This is a genomic window from Nonomuraea sp. NPDC051298 (assembly GCF_055586305.1).
Genome location: NZ_JBVJIM010000061.1, coordinates 1 through 4,383 on the forward strand (window position 1 = coordinate 1; position 4,383 = coordinate 4,383).

At 69.9% G+C, this 4,383-nt stretch carries 2 protein-coding genes; both read right to left on the reverse strand.

All coding sequences use genetic code 11. The annotated features are described in order from the left end of the window. Positions 1–116 precede the first annotated feature (116 nt). Positions 117–1,361, reverse strand: a complete 1,245-nt coding sequence (locus ACZ6S0_RS52870; protein WP_465928746.1) for a hypothetical protein — start codon at positions 1,359–1,361, stop codon at positions 117–119. Then, a partial coding sequence (locus tag ACZ6S0_RS52875) for a hypothetical protein (protein WP_465928748.1) occupies positions 1,358–4,383 on the reverse strand: 3,026 nt, incomplete at its 5' end. The genes ACZ6S0_RS52875 and ACZ6S0_RS52870, both read right to left, overlap by 4 nt.

Genomic DNA, 4,383 nt, shown 5'->3' on the forward strand with positions numbered 1-4,383 from the left:
GGCGGCGCCTTGTAGAAGTTGATCGAGTCCCTGACGTCCACGTTCAGCTTCGCGGCGGTCACCTGCTCGGTGGGGGTCCAGGTGCGCGGGTTGGGGACGGTCGCCATCACCCCTCCTCAGAAGATCATCGGGATGCCGTTGCCGAGCACACCGAGCACGGGGTCGTCGAGGGTGAAGAAGTTGCCGAACTGGCGGGCGGACTGGAGCTGGAACGTGGTGATCCACTTTTCGGTGGAGACGTCGTGGGCGATGCCGCGGACGAACGCCTCCCGGATGATCGGGCTGCCGCCGCCGGGCGGCCTGCGGACGATCTGGATCCGGTCGCCGATTTCGCGGGGCAGGACGAGCGGGAACAGCACGGTCGGCGCGGCGTGGCAGTGGATTTTGATCTCGTCGAAGCGGGTCTCCGGTTCGGCGGACAGGTAGATGATCCACTGCCCCCAGTTCAGGGTCTCGCCGTCGGTCTGGAGTTTCAGGGTGGGGCTGTCGAAGGTGCGGGTGAGGAACTCGTCCTGGCTGGCGGTGTCCTCGGCGATCTGCACGGTGCCGCCCTCACGGGTGGCCAGGACCTCGTTGTAGAGCGTCGCGTCGTCGGAGGAGAGCTTGGTCTCGAACGGGGCGATGGCGGAGGCCGGGTTGCCGAAGGTGGCCTGTACCGTCGTCGACCGGGTCTCGGTGTGGATGGCGTGCCGGTTGCGGAACACGACGCGGCCTTGGCCGTCGATGTAGAGTTCGCCGATCTCGGAGTCGGCGACGTTCTGCAGTTCCGACAGGGCGTCGCCGGTCAGCGCGGTCGCCTGCATCGGGCTGTTGCCTGCCGCGATGACCCGGTCGGTCGCGGGCCAGTTCGCCGAGTCCAGGACGCGGGCGATGCGGGCGCCGGACAACTCGCCGGCGCCGTACGTCTGCGTGACCGGCTGCCCGCCGATGACGATGATCGTGGGCGGGCGCTTCTTGTTCTGCAGGTACTTGAAGCCGTCCGTGCAGGGCACCGTCGTGGTCGAATAGCCCTGGCTGCCGCCGCCCGGGTTGGCGAGCCAGGACACGTCCCACTGGTCGGCGAACCCGCGGAACAGGTTGTAGGTGACGGCGTTCCAGGTGCAGCGGACGCGGACGGGCCGCATCGGCTGCACCTGTGTCCGGCCGCCGGACACGTACGGCCCGGCCAGGTGCGCCGGGTCGAAACGCCGGTCGGTGTTGTTCAGCCGGACGGTGGCCTTGCCCGGGTTGTAGCGGATGATCGGCGACTGCACCCGGGAGGAGCCCCGGCCGGTGGACAGCGGCAGTTTCAGCCAGGGCGTGACGTCCGTCCACACGCCCAGCGTGAACTGGGCCTCGACGAGCAAAGTGGGCAATGTCATGGCTTCGGCAGCGCTCCTCCCCGTCGCTGGAACTCGAACAGGCCCTCGGCGAACTCGCGGCCCTTCTCGTACATGTCGCGGTCGTCGGCGAACGACAGATTCAGGTTCTGGATCACCACTCCGCCGCCGCCCGCGGGCATCGCTCCTCCCGCGTACGCGGGCACGCCCGCGCCGGCCACGCCGACGGTCGCGGTCGTGGCCAGCCCGGCGATGGCGGACTTGACCAGACCGGACGCCTGGGTGATGCCGAGCGCCATGCCGGCGGGCAGTTCCCGGCCGAGCTTGGCGAACACCTTCGACGGGCTCGCGATGCCGAGGGCGTCCTTGACCCACTGGGGCATGATCGAGCTGAAGAAGCCCCAGATGGCGTCCTTGAACCAGCCCCACATCGACTGCAGGCCGTTCCACAGCCCGGAGATCAGGTCCCGGCCGGCGTTCCACAGCGTGTCGCCCAGGCTGCCCAGCGCGGAGGTGATCCGGCCGGGAAGCTCGCGGAAGAACGTCAGCACGTCGTCGATGCGCTGTGAGACGGCGGTCTTGATCTCGTTGAACTTGTCGGAGACGAAGTTCTTGACGCCGTCCCAGAACTCGGTCCAGCGTCGGCCGATGGCGGCGATCACCTCGGCGATCTTCTCCCGGAGGGCGGTGATGCGCTCCGCCACGGCGTCGCGGATGCTGGTCCAGATCTCCTTTGCCTTGTCGAGGACTCCGCCGAGCCATTCGCCGATCTTGCCGGGCAGTTCGCGAAACCATTCGATGATCGACTTGATCCAGTCGACGCCCTTTTGGAACCAGTCCCGGATCTCCTGGATGAGGTCGGGGATGATGCTGTTGCCGACCAGCAGGTTGTAGATCCACTCGAAGACCTCGGCGACCTTGTCGATCGCGCCCTTGATGACCCCGGCCACCCACTCGAAGATCGGCCCGAGCTTTTCGGCGATCCACGCGATGACGGTCGCGATGATGCTGATCAGCGGGGTGAGCACCGACACGATCAGGTTGAGCAGCACCTGGATCAGCGGCGTCACAGCCGTCACGAGCTGGGCGAAAATCCCGATCAGCGGGGTCAGCAGCCCGGCCAGGGACGAGATGATCGGCAGCAGCGGGATGAGGATCGTCGACAGGAGCTGGATCAGCGGGGGCAGGAGCGGGGCGAGCGCCTGCAGGATCTGCCCGAACGCGGTCGCGACCAGGCCGAGGATCGGCGCGACCGCCTGGATGAGCTGCACGAGCGGCGGCAGGATGGCCGAGATCAGCGGCAGGAACGCCTGCACCAACTGCAGCACGATCGGGACCAGCGGCATGATGATCTGCATCGCGAGCTGCAGCAGGATCGGCACCAGCGGCATCAGCGCGGCCAGGAGCTGCCCGACCACCCCGACGAGCTGGACGACGACCGGTGCCAGCATGGTGATGAGCTGGGCGAAGAGCGGCAGGAACTGCAGCGCCAGCGGCACGATCGACGCCAGGAGCTGCACGAACATCGGGATCAGCGGGGTTACGGCGGGCAGCAGGCCCACGACCGCTGTGACGATCGACAGGATCGCCGGGGCCGCGGCCTGCAGCGCGGTGAGCAGCGCTGCGCCGATCTGCTTGGCCAGGTCCATGAGGATCGGCAGCACCGGGGTGATGGCCTGCGCCAACTGCGTGATGCCCTGGACGAGGATCCCGCCGAGCTGCGCCGCGACCTGCGCGACCAGCTCGATCAGCGGCGCGAAGGACGGCAGGAGCTGCGCGAGCGCCCCGGCGAGGGCCATGACCAGCGGGGCGAGGGCCTGCATCGCCTGCAGCAGGACCTGCCCGAGGGTCTGGGCGAGCTGGCCGATCACCGGGACGAGCGGGATGAAGGCTTGCGCGATCATGGCCCACGCCTGCACGAACGTCCCGGCCAGCAGCGCGGCCATCTCCGCGAGGATCGGCAGCAGCGGCGTGATCGCGTTGACAAGCTCGCCCCAGTACGGGACGAGCACATCCACGATGATCGGCAGCAGGGGCGCGACCGCCGTGATCAGTTGGCTGAACGCCTCCACGAGCGCCCCGCCGAGCACCGGCACGATCTGCGCGAGCGCCCCGATCAGCGGGGTGATCGCGGGCAGCAGCGCGCCCAGCAGTTGACCGGCGAGTTGCCCGATCTGCAGGAGGACCGGCGCGACCGCCTGGACGAGCTGGCCGAACACGCCGATCAGCGGCGTGATGGCCGGGATGAGCCCGGTCACGAGCTGCGTGATCAGGGTGGCGATCTGCGGCAGCAGCGGCGCCAGCGCCGGGACCAGCGTGTTCAGCACACTGGCGGCCAGCCCGGTCAGCAGGGGCACCAGCGGAGACAGCGCCTGGAGCGCCTGGCCGAAGGAGGCGACGAGTAGTTGCAGGCTGGGCAGCACCGCCTGGATGCCGGCCGCCAGCGACGTGGCGATGAGCGCGACCATCTGGCCGAGCACGGGCAGCAGCGGCGCCAGCGCGGCGCCGATCGCGCCGATGGCGGCGCCGACCGGGGCCAGCGCGGGCGCGAGCGCGGCCAGCCCTTGAGCCAGCGCTCCGGCGAGCGCCTGGACGCCGGGCAGGATCGCGGCGACCGCCGGCCCGAGGGCGGCGATCAGCGGCTGCAGCGTGGCGAACGCCGACCCGATGGCCTGCCCGAGCGGCAGCAGCGCCGGGGCGAGCGCGGCGACGGCCTGGCCGAGGCCCTGGAACAGGGCGATCAGGCCCGGCCCGACGGCGGCGACCGCGGGCCCGAGGGCGGAGATCGCCCCAGCGAGGATGGGGCCGATGGTGGTGGCCAGATCGGCCACGGTCGGGGCGATGGCGGCGATCGCGCCGGCCAGCGCCTGGATGACCGGCAGCAGGGCTTGGCCCATGGCGAGCAGGGCCTGCCAGATGGTGGCGATGACCTGCTGGCCCTGAGCGGAGTCGACGAAGGCGTGCAGCCCGTCGAGGAGGCTGCCGAAGAGGCCCAGGACGTTGGGGCCGCTGCCTTCGATGGCGCGGAAGATCCCGGCCACGATCCCGCCCAGGTCGGCGAGGA

Bases quoted from the DNA above. Each gene is read 5' to 3' on its own strand.
- ACZ6S0_RS52870 (WP_465928746.1), bottom strand. From the start codon at position 1,361: ATGACATTGCCCACTTTGCTCGTCGAGGCCCAGTTCACGCTGGGCGTG.